General features: G+C 48.3%; 22 protein-coding genes. 1 reads left to right on the forward strand and 21 read right to left on the reverse strand.

From position 1 onward, the window contains the following. Window positions 1-5 precede the first annotated feature (5 nt). From QMD53_01190 to rpsB, 5 genes are all read right to left on the reverse strand, one after another. Window positions 6-764, reverse strand: a complete 759-nt coding sequence (locus QMD53_01190) for an isoprenyl transferase (protein MDI6799293.1) — start codon at window positions 762-764, stop codon at window positions 6-8. Window positions 765-833: 69 nt separating this feature from the next. After that, complete coding sequence (frr, locus tag QMD53_01195; GenBank protein ID MDI6799294.1) at window positions 834-1,391, reverse strand: ribosome recycling factor; 558 nt, start codon at window positions 1,389-1,391, stop codon at window positions 834-836. Continuing rightward, window positions 1,381-2,133 (reverse strand): UMP kinase, encoded by a 753-nt coding sequence (gene pyrH, locus QMD53_01200; protein MDI6799295.1) that lies wholly within the window; start codon window positions 2,131-2,133, stop codon window positions 1,381-1,383. Before pyrH ends, frr begins: the two co-directional genes overlap by 11 nt. 61 nt (window positions 2,134-2,194) lie before the next feature. Then, window positions 2,195-2,794, reverse strand: a complete 600-nt coding sequence (gene tsf / locus QMD53_01205) for a translation elongation factor Ts (protein MDI6799296.1) — start codon at window positions 2,792-2,794, stop codon at window positions 2,195-2,197. Window positions 2,795-2,836: 42 nt separating this feature from the next. Further along, on the reverse strand, window positions 2,837-3,559 hold the full coding sequence (rpsB, locus tag QMD53_01210; GenBank protein MDI6799297.1) for a 30S ribosomal protein S2: 723 nt from the start codon (window positions 3,557-3,559) through the stop codon (window positions 2,837-2,839). Window positions 3,560-3,799: 240 nt separating this feature from the next. Between rpsB and QMD53_01215 the strand changes: the two genes are divergently transcribed. After that, window positions 3,800-4,930, forward strand: coding sequence for a PD-(D/E)XK nuclease family protein (locus QMD53_01215; GenBank protein ID MDI6799298.1), 1,131 nt, complete (start codon window positions 3,800-3,802; stop codon window positions 4,928-4,930). Here the strand turns inward: QMD53_01215 and QMD53_01220 are convergent. The 16 genes from QMD53_01220 to murC all read right to left on the reverse strand — a co-directional run bounded on the left by QMD53_01220 (window position 4,927) and on the right by murC (window position 18,880). Then, entirely contained in the window at window positions 4,927-5,868 is a 942-nt protein-coding gene (locus QMD53_01220) for an RluA family pseudouridine synthase (GenBank protein MDI6799299.1), read from the reverse strand. The two genes, QMD53_01215 and QMD53_01220, sit on opposite strands and share 4 nt — an antisense overlap. Then, a complete protein-coding gene (lgt, locus tag QMD53_01225; protein MDI6799300.1) occupies window positions 5,858-6,610 on the reverse strand; it encodes a prolipoprotein diacylglyceryl transferase in 753 nt (250 codons plus the stop codon). The genes QMD53_01220 and lgt overlap by 11 nt, the downstream gene beginning before the upstream one ends. A gap of 1 nt (window position 6,611) precedes the next feature. After that, window positions 6,612-7,133, reverse strand: coding sequence for a signal peptidase II (gene lspA, locus QMD53_01230; protein ID MDI6799301.1), 522 nt, complete (start codon window positions 7,131-7,133; stop codon window positions 6,612-6,614). Then, window positions 7,103-7,474 carry a TraR/DksA C4-type zinc finger protein gene (locus QMD53_01235; protein ID MDI6799302.1) on the reverse strand — a complete coding sequence of 124 codons (372 nt, stop codon included), beginning with the start codon at window positions 7,472-7,474 and terminating at the stop codon, window positions 7,103-7,105. The genes lspA and QMD53_01235 overlap by 31 nt, the downstream gene beginning before the upstream one ends. 26 nt (window positions 7,475-7,500) lie before the next feature. Beyond that, a complete protein-coding gene (ileS, locus tag QMD53_01240; protein MDI6799303.1) occupies window positions 7,501-10,278 on the reverse strand; it encodes an isoleucine--tRNA ligase in 2,778 nt (925 codons plus the stop codon). A 107-nt stretch (window positions 10,279-10,385) separates the two neighbouring features. Beyond that, window positions 10,386-10,721 (reverse strand): DUF167 family protein, encoded by a 336-nt coding sequence (locus tag QMD53_01245; protein MDI6799304.1) that lies wholly within the window; start codon window positions 10,719-10,721, stop codon window positions 10,386-10,388. Between the two features lie 6 nt (window positions 10,722-10,727). After that, entirely contained in the window at window positions 10,728-11,357 is a 630-nt protein-coding gene (locus QMD53_01250; GenBank protein ID MDI6799305.1) for a DivIVA domain-containing protein, read from the reverse strand. 34 nt (window positions 11,358-11,391) lie between these two features. Then, complete coding sequence (locus tag QMD53_01255; protein ID MDI6799306.1) at window positions 11,392-11,691, reverse strand: YggT family protein; 300 nt, start codon at window positions 11,689-11,691, stop codon at window positions 11,392-11,394. Beyond that, complete coding sequence (gene proC, locus QMD53_01260) at window positions 11,691-12,500, reverse strand: pyrroline-5-carboxylate reductase (protein MDI6799307.1); 810 nt, start codon at window positions 12,498-12,500, stop codon at window positions 11,691-11,693. Before proC ends, QMD53_01255 begins: the two co-directional genes overlap by 1 nt. A gap of 8 nt (window positions 12,501-12,508) precedes the next feature. Further along, the gene (sepF, locus tag QMD53_01265; protein MDI6799308.1) at window positions 12,509-13,018 is read right to left on the reverse strand and encodes a cell division protein SepF; all 510 of its coding nucleotides are present in this window, start codon (window positions 13,016-13,018) and stop codon (window positions 12,509-12,511) included. Next, window positions 13,015-13,716: a YggS family pyridoxal phosphate-dependent enzyme gene (locus QMD53_01270; protein MDI6799309.1), complete on the reverse strand. Its 702-nt coding sequence runs from the start codon at window positions 13,714-13,716 to the stop codon at window positions 13,015-13,017. Before QMD53_01270 ends, sepF begins: the two co-directional genes overlap by 4 nt. Before the next feature lies 1 nt (window position 13,717). After that, window positions 13,718-14,527: a peptidoglycan editing factor PgeF gene (gene pgeF / locus QMD53_01275; protein ID MDI6799310.1), complete on the reverse strand. Its 810-nt coding sequence runs from the start codon at window positions 14,525-14,527 to the stop codon at window positions 13,718-13,720. A gap of 21 nt (window positions 14,528-14,548) precedes the next feature. After that, window positions 14,549-15,619: a cell division protein FtsZ gene (gene ftsZ / locus QMD53_01280; GenBank protein ID MDI6799311.1), complete on the reverse strand. Its 1,071-nt coding sequence runs from the start codon at window positions 15,617-15,619 to the stop codon at window positions 14,549-14,551. A 123-nt stretch (window positions 15,620-15,742) separates the two neighbouring features. Next, complete coding sequence (locus QMD53_01285; GenBank protein MDI6799312.1) at window positions 15,743-16,546, reverse strand: FtsQ-type POTRA domain-containing protein; 804 nt, start codon at window positions 16,544-16,546, stop codon at window positions 15,743-15,745. Continuing rightward, window positions 16,539-17,495 (reverse strand): UDP-N-acetylmuramate dehydrogenase, encoded by a 957-nt coding sequence (murB, locus tag QMD53_01290; protein ID MDI6799313.1) that lies wholly within the window; start codon window positions 17,493-17,495, stop codon window positions 16,539-16,541. Before murB ends, QMD53_01285 begins: the two co-directional genes overlap by 8 nt. Beyond that, on the reverse strand, window positions 17,492-18,880 hold the full coding sequence (gene murC, locus QMD53_01295; protein ID MDI6799314.1) for a UDP-N-acetylmuramate--L-alanine ligase: 1,389 nt from the start codon (window positions 18,878-18,880) through the stop codon (window positions 17,492-17,494). Before murC ends, murB begins: the two co-directional genes overlap by 4 nt. Window position 18,881 lies beyond the last annotated feature (1 nt).

An 18,881-nucleotide genomic window follows, 5' to 3' on the forward strand; every position in this document is an offset into this window, starting at 1 on the left:
TACTCCTAAATCTCCCCTATTCCTCCGAAGCGCCGCTCTCTCTTTTGAAATTCGACAATCGCCAAAACGAAGCCATCCCCTCTAAAATCCGGCCAAAGTTTCTTGGTCGTCCAAAATTCTGAATATGCAGCCTGCCAAATTAGAAAGTTGCTAATCCTCTCTTCGCCGCTTGTTCTTATGACCAGTTCGGGATCGGGAAGGTCCGGTAGATAGAGATTTTGAGCCAACGTCTCCTCGGATACATCTCCCGGCTTTAAAAGACCCCCGTCCACCTCTTCGGCAATCTTTTTAACAGCATCAATTATTTCGCTTCTACCGCCGTAATTTAAGGCAATTACTAAATTGAGTCCGCCGTTCTTTTCGGTGAGACTTTCAGCATCTTCGATGGCGGTCCTAACGTGGGAGGAGAGTATATCCAGCCGGCCTATTACATCCAGCTTGATATCGTTCTCATTTAAGCTAGGCGCTTCCGCCGTGATAACTTCGGCAAAGAGATCCATTAACGAGTCGACCTCATCTTTGGGTCGTTTCCAGTTTTCAGCCGAGAAGGCGTAGAGGGTGAGATGGCCTATCCCAAGGGTTTTAGCCGTCTCCACCACATCCCTTACGGCTTCGTAGCCGGCCCGATGCCCAGCCACCCGGGGCAGCCCCCTTTTCTTGGCCCAGCGACCATTGCCATCCATAATTACCGCAACATGTCTGGGTATTCGGTCTTTATCAAGACCCTTTAAAAAAAAATATTCCTTTTGATCATCTGAGCGCAGGGAATATTTTGGAGGTCGAAATTTATCTCTTATGTAGTTTAAGATGGCCAAAAAATCTCCAAAGCAGCGTTAAACTTCCATTATTTCTTCTTCTTTGTGTCTCAACATCTCATCTATCTCAGCTATGAATTTATCGGTTGATTTTTGGACTTCGGTCTGGAGCCGCCTCATCTCATCTTCGGAGATCTCGCCGGCCTTCTCCGATGATTTAAAGGCATCGTTCACGTCGCGCCTGATGTTCCTCACGGCGACCCTGGTCTCCTCGCTCATGGATTTAACCATTTTGACGAGTTCTTTTCTTCTCTCTTCGTTGAGAGGAGGGACCGGAACCCTGATAACATTCCCATCATTTGACGGGTTCAAGCCGAGACTCGATTTCATGATAGCCTTTTCGATCGGATCGATAATATTCTTGTCCCAGGGCTGAACGATAAGGAGCCTGGCTTCTGGAACGCTGACCGTGGCCAATTGGTTTACGGGGGTCTCTGTTCCATAATAATCGACTATAACCCGATCCAAAAGAGCCACCGAGGCTCGACCGGTCCTGACTGTGGTAAATTCCGATTTCAAAGCCGAAATGGCCTTTTTCATCCTCTCTTCAGTCTGCTTTATCAGCTCATTTACCATTATCTCCAACCCCCCTAACTATCGTTCCAACGTTGTTTTCGAACATGACCTTCTTTATATTTCCCGCCTCTTTGAGATTGAAGACTATTATCGGCAGCTCATTATCCATACAGAGCGAAATGGCTGTCGCATCCATAACTTTTAAACCCTTATTCAAGACATCGATATATCTGAGTTCGGAGAAGATCTTGGCATCTGGGTTCTTCTCTGGATCTGAGTCATAGACCCCTCCGACTTTTGTCGCCTTCAGGATCGCTTCGGCGCCGATCTCTAGAGCTCTCAAAGCTGCGGCTGTATCCGTGCTGAAGTAAGGATTGCCCGTCCCGGCCGCAAAAATTACGACTCGTCCCTTCTCCAGGTGACGTATCGCACGTCTCCTTATATAGGGCTCGGCTACCTCCTGCATCCAGATGGCCGTCTGAACCCTGGTCTTGGTCCCCTTCATTTCTAATGCGTCTTGAAGAGCTAAGGAGTTCATAACCGTCGCCATCATCCCGATGATATCGGCGGTCGCCCTGTCCATGCCTTGGGCACTTGCAGCGACTCCTCTAAAAATATTTCCTCCCCCAACCACTACCGCAATCTCTATTCCAAGCTCGTGAACCTCTTTGATCTGATCGGCAATCGATAGTATTATTTCGGGATCGATGCCATAGCCAAGCTTATTGGTTAGGGCCTCTCCGCTTATCTTAAGAAGAACTCGTTTAAAAAGGGGGCGCTTCAAGTTAGGTCTCGCTTTCATCCATGTTCTATGGCCCGCCGCTTAAGCGGCGGGCCATATTCGTTAATTGCTCTATTGTTCTTTAAAGGTCCTCACCGAGAGCGAATCTTACGAACCTTCTTATCACAATATTCTCACCGATCTTAGCCACCATCTCGGAGAGGTATTCGGCGATATTGATATCGGGATTTTTTACGAAGGGTTGCTCCATCAAGCAGTTTGCCTCAAAGAACTTGTCCATTTTACCCTCGATTATCCTATCCACTATCTTCTCGGGCTTGCCTTCGGCAAGTGCTTGCTCTTTGAAGATGGCCCCTTCCCTCTCGATGACTTCCTTTGGAACCTGATCGCGGCTGACCCAGAGGGGAGCGGCTGCTGCGATATGCATCGCAACGTCGTGTGAGAAGTTTTGAAAATCCTCGTTTCTGGCAACGAAATCGGTCTCGCAGTTCACCTCGACCATGACTCCGAGCCTGCTGCCAGGATGGATATAAGACTTTATCATCCCCTCGTTGGCCGCCCTGGATGACTTCTTGCTGAGGACACTCGCTCCCTTTTTGCGCAGGTAATCTAGGGCTTTTTCCGTATCACCACCGGTTGCGCCGAGCGCCTCTTTGCAGTCCATCATTCCGGCTCCGGTCATCTCTCTAAGCTGCTTTACTTGAGCAGCACTAACTGTCATAAAGATCCTCCATTCGTACAATGTGACTCAAATAGTCTTTCGCTAAACCGAAACCAGATCCTCTTCGGCCTTGTCGGGCGCTCTGCGCCCCATCCCTTCGAGAGCGGCGTCCGCCATCACCCTGCTCAAAAGGGCAACCGCCCGGATGGCATCGTCATTGGCTGGAATCGGATAATCTACCTCATCGGGATCGGCGTTGGTGTCGATAACGCCGATTATCGGTATCTCAAGCCTTCTCGCCTCCTTGATGGCGATATGCTCTCTCTTGGTATCGATGACAAAGATGGCATTGGGAACACCTCTCATGTCGCGTATGCCGTCGAGATTGCGAAAAAGGGTCTCCATCTCTGCAGTCAATTTCATGGCCTCCTTTTTGGGAAGCTTCTCCATCTGACCATTCTCCTTCATGGCTTCCAACTCTTTGAGCCTTGTGACCCTCTGATTGATGGTGGAGAAGTTGGTAAGCATGCCGCCAAGCCAACGATAATTGACATAGGGCATCTTGGCCCTTTCAGCCTCCTGCTTTACCGATTCCTGCGCCTGCTTCTTGGTTCCGACAAATAGGATATTGCCACCGTCAGCTACAGTATCCTTAGCGAATTTGTAAGCCTGTTCGATGAGGGTCAATGTCTTCTGCAGATCGATGATGTAGATTTCGTTCCTCTCGGTGAAGATATATGGCTTCATCTTCGGGTTCCATCTTCTAGCCTGGTGACCGAAGTGCACCCCTGCCTCAAGCAGATTCTTCATTGAGACTATAGCCATAATTTCACCTCCTCTCCAATAAGGTTTCTCCTCCGCCGGTTTCTACCTCTCCTAAACCCCAAAAAGGGGACCTTAAGGATGAATCCACCAGCGTGTGTTCTAAAGCGTGAACAGTTTAACATAAGAGTCTTTTTTAGACAACAAGCTCATAAAAGCAGGTATCGCTACCAAAAACTGCTCATTTCTTCCTTGACAAATAGAACACATGTTCGTAATATCACAGAAAGAAAGGGGTAAGATTTGAGACTTAGCTACTCTTCCATCTCGACCTATAAAAAATGTCCGCTATCGTACAAATTCGCCTATATCGATAGGTTGCCACGAAAAAAGAGCGCCGCCTTGAGCTTTGGAGGTTCCATACATCGGGCCCTCTATTTCTTCTTTTCCAGCCCCACCCTGAAACCACCTAGCTTGGATGAGCTCCTTGAAAACCTGAGCGCCAACTGGATAAGCGATGGTTACGCAAGCGAATCGGAGGAGGAGTCCTACAAGGAGCTAGCCAAAAAAACCGTCAGCCGCTTCTACGAAAAGAATGCCACAAACTTTATCCCTCCCCTCGCCCTGGAACATAAATTTCAAATCGAGATCGACGGCGAAGGGAGCCCCCACGAAAAGTACTTTCTGACCGGCGTGATCGATAGGGTGCAGAAGGGGCCCGACGGCGAGATCGAGGTGATCGATTACAAGACTAGCAAAAGGCTTCCCCCATTAGCTCAGGTTGAAAATGATCTTCAGCTCTCGATCTATCACTATGCCGTCAAGGAGATTTGGGGTGTCGAGCCAAAGAGACTAACCCTCTGTTTCGTATTGCCCGAGATGGAGATGACCACCTCAAGAGGCGATGATGACATCAGACTTCTAAAAGAGGAGATCCTGAAGACGGCCTCCTTGATTGATGAGAAAAATTTTGAGCCCGTCGAGAACCCCCTCTGTCACTGGTGCGATTTTCAAGAGCACTGCCCCCTATTTAAACACAAGTTTCAAACCGTGACCGACGATTCTAAGATCGAGGATAAGGTAGAGGAGTATGTGAGGCTGAGGGAAGAGATTTACGTTAAAAAAGTCCAGATCGACGCCTTAAGGGAGGACATTCTTGGCTACTTGCTCGAAAATGATCTTAAGCGCGTCTTCTCCAAATCACACGCTCTCACCTTGAGCGAATATCAAGATTATGAATATGACCTTGGATCCGTAAGAAAAGTCTTAGAGCCCCTTGGCCTCTTGGATGAGGCCGTTGAGGTCAGAAAAAACCTCTTGAGCGAATTAATTGCCAGCGGAAGGCTGAGCAAAGAGCAGATAAAAGATATCGAAGCAGCCAAAGTAATCAAAAGGATGACAAGAAGACTTTCTTCAAAGAAGTTGGAAGATTAAGAAATCTCTCGGTCTTGCCTAAGCTTTGAGAGAGCTTCGTTTAGATCATCTGGCAGATCATCCTGAATCATCATCCTTTCTCCTGTAACGGGGTGATGGAACTCGAGCTTTGAGGCGTGAAGAAACTGCCTTTTTAGTCCAAAATTCCTCTCGTTGGACCCCACTCCGTACTCCATATCACCTACGATCGGGTGACCTATGTATCTCATGTGAACCCTTATCTGATGGGTCCGTCCGGTCTCAAGGGTCACCAACAGCAAGGTGTGACCCTTGAGCCTCTCGATGACCTCAAAATTGGTTACAGCCTCTTTCGAATGGGTTCCGGTTACAGACATCCTCTTGCGGCTCTGAACGCTTCGGCCTATCGGGGCGTCTATCTTGCCTGCTGCCGTTTCGATTTCGCCGTGAACCAGGGCGACGTAAGACCGCTTTATCCGTCTCTCCTTAAGTGCTTTTACGAGCTCTGTGTGGGTCAAATCATCCTTCGCGATGATCATCAAGCCCGAGGTATCCTTATCCAAACGATGAACTATACCGGGACGCAGGGGCCTGCCGATATCCGAGAGTTTTTTGTTCTGGTACATCAATGCGTTTATGAGGGTGTCCTCCTCCTTTGGGCCGGTTGGATGAACGACGAGACCGGCTTGTTTGGAGATGACCATAAGATGATCATCCTCGTATTTAACATTGAGTTCGATCTCTGTGGGAACTGGCTCATCTTCGCGGGCCTTCTCCAATAAGACTGATACCACGTCGCCCAGTTTGAGCTTGCTATTCTTCTGGGCAATTTTATCGTTTATCGTGACAAGACCGTCATTGATGAGCCTTTGAGCGTGAGATCTTGACATTACTCGCTCATCTCTGGAGAGGAGCGCATCGACCCTCTCGCCCACATCCTCTTGCTTGACAACGAAGCTGACCCGCTCGCTACTTGCCACTCTTCTTGCCCTCTTTTAATGCGCGCTGGCCCATTAAGAGAAAGTTCAAAGAGATGAGGAATAAGACCAGACTAATGAGTTGGGCGCCGGTCAGTCCCAAAAAGACGACCTTTGAGACGCGAAAGAATTCGACCAAGAATCGGCCGATTGAATAGAGCAGGACAAACAGAGAGAAGCGGCTTCCGGTGGGTAGCTCGGTCTTGAAAAAGAAGAAAAGGTAGATGAATATGGCAAGGTTATAAGCAAGATCATAGAGTTGGGTCGGGTGTCTGAAATCTAACAGCCTTGGCAGAATCGAGGCGAAAGCGGGGCTGAGAAGCTTTCCGTAGCAGCAACCATTAAAGAAACAGCCAATCCTGCCTATCGCACCGCCAAGGGCAAGTGAAGGAGCCAGGGCGTCTGCAACTTTGAGGATTGGAAGACCCCTCCTTTTAAGAAACCAGTAGACAGCAAATGACCCTCCGGCCAAGCCGCCATAGAAGATGAGACCCTCCTGGATCGATAGAAGCCGCAGCGGGCTTGCCAGATAAAACCCAGGGTGAGTTGCGATGTATAGAAGCCTTGCCCCCAATATGCCGCCTATGGCGGCATAAATGATAAGATCGTAAGTTAGGCTGGGGTCTAGGCCCCTCTCTTTCAAATCGTGCGCAATTAGAAAGAACGAGATGAGAAAGGCTAGGGCGAGAAAAAATCCATATGAATATACTGATATCGGACCGAGTTGAATCAGAATCGGTCTCATGTTAAGCATCCCCTCTTTTTGGGCTAAAGTTGGGCTCTTTAGATAAAATCATGATGAGAAGCATGGCGACGCCGATTGAAATGGCTGCGTCGCCTAGGTTGAAAACGGGCCAGAAACGAAAGTCCAAAAAATCTGTCACCCTACCTGACGCAAGCCTTTCGACAAGATTGCCCAAGGCCCCCCCAATCAAAAGGCCGATGGCGATTCTTTGAAACCTGCTAAGAAGCCTGCTCGTATGATTGTAGAAGATTAAAAGAGATATTGCGATAAGAGATATTGCGATAAGGACATCACTTCTTCCGGCAAAAATCCCGAAGGCAGCACCACTATTTTGGATATGAGTCAGATGAAATACTTTATCTATAACCGGAACGCTAACTCCTTCTTGCAGGCACCTCTTGACCGCAAACTTTGCCGCCTGATCGATGGCGAAAATTGGTAGAGCGACCAAATAGACCAGATAGGTTCCGGTTGGATGGTTGAAAACTTTCTTTACCAGTTCTTCTCTTCTTTCTTCTTGCAATCCAAGCAGAGGTCGACGTAGGGGAGAGCTTTGAGCCTAGCAGGATCTATCTCATTGCCACAGACTACGCATTTTCCGTAGACCCCCTTGCCCAGGCGGATCAAAGACTCTTCGACCCTGGACAAGAGGTCCCTTATGTTTCTCTCCAACGAGAGATCCTTCTCCCTCTCGAACGTCGCTGTGCCACAGTCAGCAAAGTTATCTTCATACGAGTTCTCGCCGGTCATTTCCGACTGTGTCTGCTTCATGTTATCTTCCTCGATCACCTTAAGATCGGCCTCAAGACGGACCTTCTCTTCTTTGAGCCTCTCCTTCAAAACCTCAAGTCTTTTCTCGTCCACTTCAGGCCTCCCTTGTTTTTTTCTAGCTAACTGATAGCATCCAAACAACGCGAGCATATGCCAAGATGGTTTTGATCCTCGCCGACGTTCTTTCTGAAATTCCAGCACCTCTCACACTTCTGACCAAATGCCTTAGTCACCAATATATAGGCGCCGGAGGTCTCTTCGCTTAGTTTGGCTTCGCTTGGAATATCGTCAGTGCTTGAGTGAATCTTTACAGATGATACTATGAAAATCATTGCAAGGATATCTTCGTAGGCGATAAGGAAATCCTTCATATTTGGATTTACGTAGAGGCTCACCTCGGCCTCTAGAGAGTTTCCTATCAGCTTGGCCGTCCTTGCAGCCTCAAGACTGCGAAGGACGTCGCTCCTTAGTTTCAAGAGCTTTTCGAATCTCTCCTCGATCCCTTTGTCTACGAGATCATCTTGGCACGAGGGCCAATCGGTAAGTTGCGGGCTTATCGAGTCCTTGAATGATTCGGGTAAACATGCCCAGGCATCCTCGGCTGTGAAGGATAGGATGGGCGCAAGCAGTTCTATCAGGGTCATTAGGATCTTGTATAGAGCCGTCTGGGATGAACGACGCGCCATCGAGCCGGCCTTATAAGTGTAGAGACCGTCCTTTAAGACGTCTAGATAGAAAGAACTCAACTCCAGTACGCAGAAATTATAGATGGAGTGGAAGACGAGATGGAACTTAAACTCGTCATAGGCCTGAGTTACCGTATTTATCAACCCCTGAAGTCGGCTTAGGGCCCATCTATCAATTTCGCTTAAATCATTCCTCTCCAAAAAGTCGATCTTTGGGTTGAAGTCATAGAGATTTCCCATCAAGAACCTTAAGGTATTTCTGATGCGCCTGTATGCCTCCGAGATCCTGTCCAATATCTCGCTCGATATGGCGATATCCGAGCCATAATCGGCGGAGCTTACCCAGAGGCGCAAGATGTCCGCCCCAGACTCCCTGGTCACTTCCAGCGGGTCTACGACGTTGCCAAGAGACTTGGACATCTTGCGCCCCTGTCCGTCAACCAGAAAACCGTGAGTTAAGACCGTCTTAAAGGGTGCCCTATCGAAAGCTCCAAGCGATGTTAAAAGAGATGACTGAAACCAACCTCTGTGTTGATCGCTTCCCTCCAAATAAAGCTCTGCGGGCCAACTTAAGTCATCTCGCTTCTTAAGGACTGCCACGTGACTTACGCCAGACTCAAACCAGACGTCTAAGATATCTTCTTCTTTTTTGAATTCAGATTTGCCGCATTTTGGACATATGGTACCCTTGGGCAAGATCTCGCTTTCCGGCCGCTCAAACCAGGAATCTGCGCCCTCTCGCTCAAAGAGATCCTTGACAGCTCCAATGGTCTCCTTGGTTATAAGTTCTTCATTGCATTCTTGGCAGAAGAAGGCTGGTATCGGTACCCCCCACGACCGCTGACGTGATATACACCAATCGGGCCTCTCCTCAATCATCGAGAGGATCCTCTTCTTGCTCCAAGCGGGCACCCAATCGACCAGCTCAATCTCTTTTAGGGCTTTTTGCCTGAGGTTTGCATCATCCATTGAAACAAACCACTGTTCGGTGGCCCTGAAGATAACAGGTTTCTTGCACCGCCAACAATGGGGATATGAATGAGTTATCGAGCTCGATGAGAGGAGCAGCCCCTTCTCTTCCAAGTCGGAAATTATTTCGCCATTCGCTTCCTTGATATGTTTTCCGGAGTACTTGCCCCCCTCCTTTGTGAAGAAACCGTCATCATCGACCGGCATAACTATATCAAGCTGATTATTGAGACCGATCAGGTAATCGTCTTGACCATGACCCGGAGCGATATGGACGCAGCCGCTACCGGTATCCAAGCTGACGAAATCGGCAAGGACTACTCTGGAATGCCTTGACATAAACGGGTGATTGAAGCTCGCGCTCAAGAGATCCCTGCCGCTGAAGGTAGCGACAATTTCATGATCATTTTCATCAAGAACCGACTCGATTAGTTCCTTGGCCATTATCAAGATTTCGCCGCCCAATTTGGCGGCTACATATAGCGATTTAGGATGAACGGCGATGGCCATGTTGGCCGGAAGAGTCCAAGGGGTGGTCGTCCATATGACGATATAAGCAGGAAGACCCCCACGATTAAGTTTTTCAAATTCGCCCTCCATGGGAAACTTCACAAAGATGGAGGTGGAGACTTCGTCAGAGTACTCTATCTCGGCCTCTGCGAGTGCGGTCTTGCAATTATAACACCAGTGAATCGGCTTTCTGCCCTTATAAATATGACCCCGCTCATAGAGCTCTCCAAATACCTCTATGTTGGTCGCTTCGTATTTCTTGTCCAAGGTGAGATAGGGATGGTCGAAATCGCCCCTGACGCCCAGCCTCTTAAATTGATCGGCCTGTTTTTGGACGAAATCCATGGCGTAATCTCTGCATAGCCTTCTCAAAGTAAGCTTGTCGATTGTCGATTTCTTTTCACCAAGAGATTTTTCCACGTTGTGTTCGATCGGTTGGCCATGGCAATCCCAACCTGGAACATAGGGACTGCTGAAGCCATTCATGCTCTTGTATTTTACTATTATGTCTTTTAAGACCTTGTTTAAGGTATGACCCAGATGAATGTTGCCATTGGCATATGGCGGGCCGTCATGAAGTATGTACTCCTTAGCCCCGGCCCTCTTCTCGGCCACCAGGCGATAGATGTCGATCTCATCCCAGAATTTCATAATCTCCGGTTCTCTGGTTGCCAGATTGGCCTTCATTGAGAATTCGGTTTTGGGAAGATTTAAAGTATTCTTATAATCCATCAAGAACTCCGTTCGAAAGCGATTGGTTGTAAAAAAATGCCTTTTTAACTTAGGTTTTACAAAAATTATCACAGCTTAAATCGAAAGTCAAACGACCGAAAAGGGATTTAAGAAAGGATGCCGTCCTCACCGACCCTAGCCAGAAATAGCTCTTTCAGCTCCGCAAGACTAAGTCCAAATAGGGCGACTTTTTTGCTTTTGGAGCTGCACCCCGATTCGATCAAGACGCTAGACTTTGGGATCTTAAGCATTTTGGAGAGGGTGGCTATCAGCTCTTGGTTGGCCTTGTCATCAACAGCGGGGGATATTAGCTTTGCGCGAAGCTCTCCCTCATCGGTCAGAGAGAACGATCTTTTAGCCGAAGAGGGTCTTACAAGCACCTTGAGGAGCAAGGAATCTTCTCGCTCGGTAACCTTTAGCCCCTTGAATTTTTTGATATCCATGATGGTTTAGGAATCTTTGAGGAAGTCTATTCTTGGTCCATCAGCCAGGAAGTTGGGGAGGATCTCCCCATTTTGAGAAGGGGGGGGGGTTGCGTTCTTGTCGGTCGCATTCGACCCTGCTCCTTCATCCTCCTCGTGGGTTGGTGAAGCATTTGAGGGCGAAATTATGTTTAAGGCTTCCATCTTGGACTCCTCTACCCTAACCGCCTCGTCCAGCTTGATCAGAAAGCCATCGATGAATGATTGGAACTTGGTCTTGAAATCATTCTTTATCTCTAGCATATCGGCCATCGATTTTGCGATCTTGTTTCGTTCCTCTTCGGCCCGGGAGATTACTATTTTTGCCCTCATCTCCGTGTCCTTGGCCATGAGCTCGGCCTCTCTCTTCACTTTGATTTGGACGTCTTCGGCCGTCTTTTGAGCATTTAAGAGCGTCTCCTGAATGGTGTTCTCCATCCTCTCGTAGGACTTTATCTTGTCCTGAAGCTCGATGAGCCTGGTCTTGAGTTCGTCCCTCTCCTCAATCATCCGCTCAATAGCAAGAGCCACCTCATCCAAGAAGACATCTACCTCTTCTTCGTTATAGCCTCGCATCGAGCGTTTGAATTCTTTTTGATGGATGTCTTTAGGATCCAATCTTAAACCCTTTCAGTCGACCAAATAACACTCTTTAGATACTAAGTCTGATGAGGATGGCAAATACTAGTTGCTGAAGGAATGATAACAAAAAAATCGCGATTATTGGAGAGATATCTAAGCCGACCGAACCCATCGTTATGAGCGGAATCCTCTTCCTGAGAAAGGATAAGAGCGGCTCTGTCAGATCATAGACGAACTGATAGATCTTTCTAATGGGGCCTTCTGAAGGACTGGGCACCCACGACATCAAGATCCTTATTATTAAAAGCCAATAATAAGCACGGAATGCTATCTCGATAAAATTGAATATCGGTTGTCTGTAAAAGGTCATCACACCTCCGTCTGCCCGAGCTCTTTGGCCCTTTCGAATGCCGCCTTAACGGCCGAATCAACCATGCCTTTAAAGCCATTTGCTTCGAAAGATTTTAGGGCCGCTTCGGTGGTTCCACTTGGAGAGGCGACCATCTTGATCAACTCTTCCAGACTCATGTTCGTCTCCTTGGCCATCTTTGCGGAGCCAAGCATGGTTTGAAGGATGAGCTTCTTTGCCATCGCCAAATCTATCCCAAGATCGACGCCTGTCTCTATCAAATGTTTGGCAAACAAATAAAAATAGGCGGGGCCGGAACCGCTAAGGGCGGTTATCAAATCCTGGAGCTCTTCGCCAACCGTGACAATCTCACCAACCCCAAGAAGTATCCGTTCGATCGTCTCTTTAGCCTCTCTGGCCATCTCCTTGTCGAAGGTGATGGCCGAAATTCCGGCCCCAAGTAGAGCCGGATTGTTGGGCATGACCCTGACCACCTTGGAGCCATCGGTTAGAAGGGATTTTATCGTAGTCGTCTTTAGCCCCGCAACTATCGAAAGGAGGACTTTGTCAGCGGTCAACTCGTGCGATACCTCGGAAAGCACCCCTTTGGCATCTTGCGGCTTGACAGCCAAGATAACGATATCGACAACCCTTGCCGCCTCTTTGGCGCTCCTGATGGGTCTTGCGCCATAAGCCTCATGAAGCTCTTTAAGCCTCTCCTCTTTGATGTCGAAGATATGAATATCCTCAGCCTGCAGAGTATTTGACTCTATTATCCCCTTCAAAAGGGCTTCGCACATCCTGCCGGCGCCGATGAAAGAAACGACCATAAGACCTCTCAGATAAGACCGTTCGATTGATTATAGAGACCCTTTTCGCGGAGCCTGCGATGTTCCTCGGCCGAGACCTGAACGTTTGCCGGAGTAATCAGAAAAACGCGATCGGCCACTTTCTGTATGCCGCCATCAAGTCCGTAGGTCAAGCCGCTTGCGAAATCGATAAGCCTCTTTGATGTCTCTTGATCTAAAAACTGCAAATTGATTATTACAGGAATGCTGGCCTTAAACCTGTCTGAGATGTTCTGAGCATCGTTGAATGACTTTGGCTCCACGATATGAACCCTAGGCTGGGGCGGGCCTATCGTCCTAAGTGGAGGTGGCTCTTGAGCTCTTATTGGCTCGCTTGGCTGATAATCGGGCATGCTTCTTTCGACCCTCTTTACCGACCTAGATAGATAGGGGTCTTCGTAAGAATACTCCTCGTCTAAGCCCATGTCATCAAACTCATCATATTCATCATCTTCAACTAGCCCGAAGTAGGCCATCGTCCTTCTGAAGATCCCGCTCATTTGGCCATGCACCCCCTAGCGCCAAAAATTCCTGTTCCTATTCTAACCATATTTGCCCCTTCTTCAATAGCTATCTTATAATCCTGACTCATGCCCATCGATAAGATAGTCATCTCCTCTTTTAGGACTTTAAGATCGTTGATTTCGTCCATAAGCGATCTCAGCCTTCTAAAAAAATCCCTATTCAACTCGGGATCTGATTGAAGCGGAGGGACGGTCATCAAGCCCTTTATCCTTATGTTTTTGAGTTCACTTAAATTTTTCAAGAAATCTTTTGCCACATCTGGATCGAAACCGAATTTGCTCTTCTCTTTTGATACGTTTATCTCTAAAAGAACATCTTGAACTTTTCCGACCCTTTTGGCCTCACTGTCTATCGCCTCGGCTAGCCTGAGTGAATCGACCGAATGAATCATATCTGCAATCCCTATTATTTTCTTAACTTTATTCCTTTGCAAGTGTCCGATAAAGTGCCACCTGGCCTTCGGGCCAATCTTTCCAAATTTTTCAACCATTTCCTCCGCCCGATTTTCTCCGATATCGATGACCCCGGCCGATATGGCTTCCATCACCTCATTGCTCGAGACGGCCTTCGCAGCCGCCACGATGGTGAGCTCTTTTGTGGGTAGATTCGAATGGCTTAGAGCCTCTTTAGCTTGTCTCTTTATTTCGGATACGTTCTTGGCTATTTCTCTCATCCTACGTAAGGACCGCTATCGCGGCCATGCGGCCGGTTTTGCCTCCCTCCCTGCGATACGAAAAACACCTCAAATCGCTTACTGTACACGTTCGAGCGGAATAGACATTTTCAGGGCCAATACCGGCCATAAGAAGTTGTAGGATATTTATATATTCCAGATCCAAATGTCTCCTACCCCCTTGATGATCGGGATCTAAAGAGAATTTTGTAACGAACTCATCATGAAGCTCTTTTGAAACCTCATAACAGGACCCCGAGATGGCCGGACCGAAGAAAGCCAAAATCTTGGCTGGCGCAAGCCCGAAGGAGGAGACCATCTCACCGCAAGCCCTCTTAGTTATCTCCGATAGGCTTCCCTTCCAGCCAGCGTGAACGACTGATATGACTCGCCTCTTCGGCTCAACCAATATTATCGGCACACAATCGGCTGTAAGGACAATTATCGGAAGGTCTTTGCTCCCGGTCACCAGAGCATCTGTGGCAGCGACCGTTTGGCCACATTCATCCATTATGATATCGTCGCCAAGACAGGGGAGAGATCGAACCTCGCTTCCATGAACCTGTTCGCAAAAAGTCATCTTGGATGGATTGAGGGAGAATACGTCGGCGACTTTCATTCTGTTTCTTATGACATCCTTTAAGTCGTCGCCGACATGGCTTGCCAGATTCAAGGAGTCAAAAGGGATCTTGCTAAAACCTCCGGCCCTTAAGGTAAAGAGGACTCTTATCGAGTGGTCTTTCATCAGTTTGGGTGAAACGAAATACTCAATGCCTTGACTTAAGCAGAGCTTGAGACCATATTTTCCCATCTCATTAATATACCGTCTCTCTCATTCGTTCTTCTTCAAAAAATTGGGAATGTCTAGATCGTCAGACATGTCGATGCCGGTCGGTTCAAAGGTTGGTGGCGCCTCGGTCTCCATAGTGAACTCCATCTTCTCTTGATGACGCTTGCGATCGAATCCCGTCGCAATGACCGTGACCCTGACGCTATCCTCTAGGCTGTCGTCTATTATGGCCCCGAAGATTATGGTCGAATCGGGATGAGCCGCTGAGGTGATGACCTCCGCAGCCTCGTTCACCTCAAACAACCCAAGATCTCGTCCGCCGGAGATGTTGAGGAGGACGCCGCGTGCACCCTCGATAGAGACGTCGAGAAGCGGGCTTGACATCGCCGCCTTTGCGGCTTCCGCCGCCCGATTTTCTCCGGATGCTTCACCGATACCCATGAGGGACGATCCGGCCCCGGCCATGATTGTTCTGACGTCAGCAAAATCGAGATTGATTAGGCCGGGCATGGTTATGAGATCCGTAATTCCCTGAACGCCTTGGCGCAGAACATCATCGGCCACCCTGAAGGCATCCAATATCGAGGTCTTTCTCTCGACCACCTGAAGGAGCTTATCGTTGGGGATAACTATCAAAGTATCGACCTTATCCCTTATCTTATCTATGCCCTCATTCGCTTGCAGGGCCCTTCTTCTGCCCTCAAAGCCAAAAGGTCTGGTTACTATGGCAACCGTTAGCGCCCCCATCTCTTTTGCTATCTCAGCGATGGTCGGGGCCGCTCCAGTGCCGGTACCGCCACCTTTGCCCGCCGTGATGAAGACCATATCGGCCCCATCCAGGGCCTCTTTGATCGCTTCACGGCTCTCCTCGGCCGCCTGATAGCCGATCTCGGGATCGGCCCCAGCCCCAAGTCCCCTGGTAAGCTTCTCGCCTATATGGACCTTGTAATCGGCATCCGACATCAATAAGGCTTGGGAATCGGTATTTATGGCTATGAATTCAACGCCTTTTATGCCGGCCTCTATCATCCTGTTGACAGCATTTGTCCCGCCGCCACCGACGCCAACTACCTTTATGAGAGCCAGGTAATTTTTACCCGTGTTTATAGGCATAAATCTTCCCCCTAAGATGCCTTTAACTTTAAGGCTTCATCTCTACTTGAGTCTCTGCCGTTGAAACTAATCAAAAAACTATATTAACTATAAATTAATATCAATCAATTTTGAAGGACTTACTTAAAAGGACTCCTCCAGGTATTTAACCGCCGGATTGGATGGCACCCGAACGTCTATGTAACATACCGGTTTACCGCTATCCATTATCTCCTTGATTACAGAATTCTTTATCTCAGTCTTTTCGGCTTTACCGTATCTCACATCGATCTGATTCGTCTGGCCAGTCTTATCTAATGCCTGGATAGTGATTTCAAGATCATTCACAGTGGGTGCGCTAAGAGAGGTCACTGAGGATTTAAGCTCCTTATCAAGACTCTTTAGGCAGAGCATCGCATTTTTCAGCTCTTCCTTTTCGATCTTTTCGCCGAGTTTTATTTGGCTAAGATCGATGTCGAAGATGAAGGGAAGAGCTTGATCATCAACGGTCTCTTTTATCTCCAGAGCCACAAGTTCGTCGTCTATGAACAGATAGTCCGGATCGAAGGGGATGACGGCAACAGCCTCTCTTTGGGTAACTACTATCCTAACGGTACTTGGAAAATCTCTATCTATCTTGACCTCTTTGACCCATGATACTTTGGCTAGATTCGATTTTATCTCATCGATATCCAGTTTCATCAAGGTATCGCTCTCTGTAATTCCGCTAAGCTTGACTATCTCTTCCCTTGAAACCTTCTCGCTCCCTTCTACCACGACTTTTTTGACGATAAAGTACGGGGAGTTATATATCCAGGAACCGATAATTACAACCACCGCCGCTGCCGCAATCAGTATAAGAAGGGCCATCCGCCTGCGCCTTCTTATCATCTTTATCTTGGCATCCCTCATCATTGCCCTATCTCTAACCGATTTCTTTTCAGCCATTCTCAAAGTCCCCCAACAAAATAATCTCCGTCTCAAGCAGGACGCCCTTCTCTCTGTAGACCTGACTCTTTATCAGGTCGATAAGAGCGCACACGTCGCTCGCCTTAGCATTTCCTAAATTTACAATAAAATTGGCGTGTTTGATAGATACCGCTGCATCACCGATCCTTGTTCCCTTGAGCCCTACCTCATCGATGAGTCGCCCGGCAGAAACGCCCGATGTGTTCTTGAAGACGCTTCCGGCGCTCGGATATTCGAAGGGCTGAGTCTCCTTCCTCTTTTTGAAGTATCTCTCCATAAGAAGTCTTATGCGGCCCCGATCTCCAGACTCGAGTTTCAATAGAACCTCAAGAACTATGCCAATCTTGGGCAGAAGACTGGAGCGATAGGAGAATCCAAGATCGCAGCCGTTCATGACCTTCAATTCACAATCGGGAGTGTAAATGGTCGCGTTAGCAACGACATCGGACATCGAACCATCATGCGCCCCAGCGTTCATGACAAGAGCCCCTCCCAGGCTTCCTGGTATCCCGACGGCAAAAGCGAAGTTGCTTAAGGAGTTCTTCCAGGCCAGTTGGGCTATAGTGGCAAGCGTATTTGCCGCACCCGCTTGGATATAGTTGCCATCGACAGTCAACCTTTTGAAATCTCTGCCGAGTTCAATAACGATTCCCTTATAACCTGCGTCTGAAATCAAAAGATTGGAACCTCTGCCAAGGACAAAATGGGGCAACTCATGCTCTTTGGCTATGCTGATAATTGACCGTAAATCTGTCAGAGAGTTTGCGATCGCGTAGATGGAGGCGGGGCCGCCCGTCTTGAAGGTAAGGCGCTTGGCCATGGAAACGTTTTTAAAGACCAGGCCCTCAAGAGCCCGTCTAAGTTGATTGTAGGCTTTATCTGTCCGCTGGTCTTTTCCCAGTCTGAATTCAAAAAGAGACTTGTTCAACTCGTGCTTCCAATCATATCTTCTCCAACCGTATGGATATCGCCGGCGCCCATGGTTATCACCAGATCTCCGTCGGCCAGGATACCTCCTAGAAACTCTTTTACCTCGCCTTTAGTCGGCAAATAGATTACGCTACAACTTGGATCTTTCTCCCTTATGGCATCCACTATAAGCTTGCCGGTCACCCCGGGCTCAGGCGCCTCTCCGGCTCCGTATACATCGGTTATTATTATTTTATCAGCATGACCAAATGCCTCGCCAAAGAGACTGCACAGTGATTTTGTCCGGGAATATCTGTGAGGCTGAAAGATGCAAAGAATCCTCTTCCAATCGCCGCCTCTAGCGGCTTTGAGAGTCGCCGTGATCTCGGTCGGGTGATGGGCGTAGTCGTCAATGAAGGTGGCCCCATTCATTGCGCCCAAACGTTGAAACCTTCTCTTGACCCCAGAGAAGCTCGAAAGCCCACGGGAAATATCTTTGCCTGACACGCCAGAGAGCCGGGCAACGGCCGTCGCCGCAAGTGAGTTTAGAATATTGTGAACTCCAGGCACGTTAAGCTCAATTTCAAGTACATCCCCGTTATGTTCTAATTTAAATCTGCTCCCAAATGAACTTAAATCTATCTCGGTTGCCCGAAAATCGCATCCCTCGCTCAAACCATAGCTTTGAATGTTCAGTCTTTTGGAACCAGCCTTAAGGTTTTCAATGAGCTCCTTGCTTGCCGAATGATCCTTGAAGATAACCAGGTCTCCACCTTCGGAGATCAAGGAGGCAAAGTCCAAAAACGTCTCCTTTATCTCACTCAAAGAGGCGTAATGATCGAGATGATCCTCTTCGATGTTAGTGATCACTCCAATGTTTGGTCGTAAAAAGAGGAAAGAGGCGTCACTTTCGTCAGCTTCGGTGATGAAGTGTGGCCCGTCTCCAGACTTTGCATTGCTCCCGATATCATTCAATTCGCCGCCTATCAGGAAGGTCGGGTCGAGTCGGGCGCTTTCGAATATCATCGAGATCATCGAGGTGGTTGTGGTCTTGCCATGAGTTCCGGAGACTGCGATATTGATCATGCCCTCTGAAAGCTTTGCGATCATTTCTGCACGCTTAAGGATGGTCAGACCGGTTTCTGCGGCCCTTATGAGCTCGACGTTCTTCTCCTTAATGGCCGATGATATGACAACGGTATCGGCGCCGTCGATGTTTTCGGATGCGTGACCGATCTTTATGTCAGCCCCAAGACCCTTAAGGACGGCGATGTTGGATGAATCTTTTATGTCGGAGCCTGAAACGGCGAAGCCTCTGGCGAGGAGAACCTTGGCTATCCCGCTCATGCCGGCGCCGCCTATCCCTATGAAATGGACCTTTTTAAAAGAGGCATCTTTTGACATA

Source organism: Actinomycetota bacterium (assembly GCA_030017835.1).
Lineage (GTDB): Bacteria > Actinomycetota > Aquicultoria > UBA3085 > Oleimmundimicrobiaceae > Yes70-04.

Excerpts from the sequence above, each read along its gene's own strand:
- frr (MDI6799294.1), bottom strand. The coding sequence starts at position 1,391 with ATGGTAAATGAGCTGATAAAGCAGACTGAAGAGAGGATGAAAAAGGCC.
- pyrH (MDI6799295.1), bottom strand. The coding sequence starts at position 2,133 with ATGAAAGCGAGACCTAACTTGAAGCGCCCCCTTTTTAAACGAGTTCTT.
- tsf (MDI6799296.1), bottom strand. The coding sequence starts at position 2,794 with ATGACAGTTAGTGCTGCTCAAGTAAAGCAGCTTAGAGAGATGACCGGA.
- rpsB (MDI6799297.1), bottom strand. The coding sequence starts at position 3,559 with ATGGCTATAGTCTCAATGAAGAATCTGCTTGAGGCAGGGGTGCACTTC.
- lgt (MDI6799300.1), bottom strand. The coding sequence starts at position 6,610 with ATGAGACCGATTCTGATTCAACTCGGTCCGATATCAGTATATTCATAT.
- ileS (MDI6799303.1), bottom strand. The coding sequence starts at position 10,278 with ATGGATTATAAGAATACTTTAAATCTTCCCAAAACCGAATTCTCAATG.
- QMD53_01245 (MDI6799304.1), bottom strand. The coding sequence starts at position 10,721 with ATGGATATCAAAAAATTCAAGGGGCTAAAGGTTACCGAGCGAGAAGAT.
- QMD53_01255 (MDI6799306.1), bottom strand. The coding sequence starts at position 11,691 with ATGACCTTTTACAGACAACCGATATTCAATTTTATCGAGATAGCATTC.
- proC (MDI6799307.1), bottom strand. The coding sequence starts at position 12,500 with ATGGTCGTTTCTTTCATCGGCGCCGGCAGGATGTGCGAAGCCCTTTTG.
- sepF (MDI6799308.1), bottom strand. The coding sequence starts at position 13,018 with ATGAGCGGGATCTTCAGAAGGACGATGGCCTACTTCGGGCTAGTTGAA.
- QMD53_01270 (MDI6799309.1), bottom strand. The coding sequence starts at position 13,716 with ATGAGAGAAATAGCCAAGAACGTATCCGAAATAAAGAGACAAGCTAAA.
- pgeF (MDI6799310.1), bottom strand. The coding sequence starts at position 14,527 with ATGGGAAAATATGGTCTCAAGCTCTGCTTAAGTCAAGGCATTGAGTAT.
- ftsZ (MDI6799311.1), bottom strand. The coding sequence starts at position 15,619 with ATGCCTATAAACACGGGTAAAAATTACCTGGCTCTCATAAAGGTAGTT.
- QMD53_01285 (MDI6799312.1), bottom strand. The coding sequence starts at position 16,546 with ATGGCTGAAAAGAAATCGGTTAGAGATAGGGCAATGATGAGGGATGCC.
- murC (MDI6799314.1), bottom strand. The coding sequence starts at position 18,880 with ATGTCAAAAGATGCCTCTTTTAAAAAGGTCCATTTCATAGGGATAGGC.